The sequence below is a fragment of the Microvirga pakistanensis genome, from assembly GCF_004458765.1.
Taxonomy (GTDB): Bacteria; Pseudomonadota; Alphaproteobacteria; order Rhizobiales; family Beijerinckiaceae; genus Microvirga; species Microvirga pakistanensis.
This window is the reverse complement of record NZ_SPJX01000453.1, coordinates 1-223: the sequence shown is the minus strand read 5'-3', so window position 1 is coordinate 223 and position 223 is coordinate 1. Positions and strand designations below refer to the sequence as shown.

Here is a 223-nt window from a genome sequence, read left to right as displayed (position 1 = left end):
GGACTCGTTGCGGCTCATGCCGCTCGCGGTCCTGGATTGTCGTCATCGGGCTTCGGCGGTTCGTGGGTCGTTCCGGGCGCTGCACGCTGTCGCGGGAACAGCGGGATCACGGTCCCGCCCATTGGCTCCGCCTCCTGCCGGATGTGCTCCGGCCGCGAACCCTCCGGCGGCGAGCGCATGACTGGCGTCTCCTCGGCGTGATGGTGCTTCTGAGCCATCGCCG

1 protein-coding gene is annotated in these 223 nt (G+C 70.0%); it reads right to left on the bottom strand.

All coding sequences use genetic code 11. The features are described 5' to 3' along the window. Positions 1–14: 14 nt before the first annotated feature. Positions 15–223 (bottom strand): hypothetical protein (locus E4K09_RS29865; protein WP_204985767.1); only part of this gene is annotated, 209 nt, incomplete at its 5' end.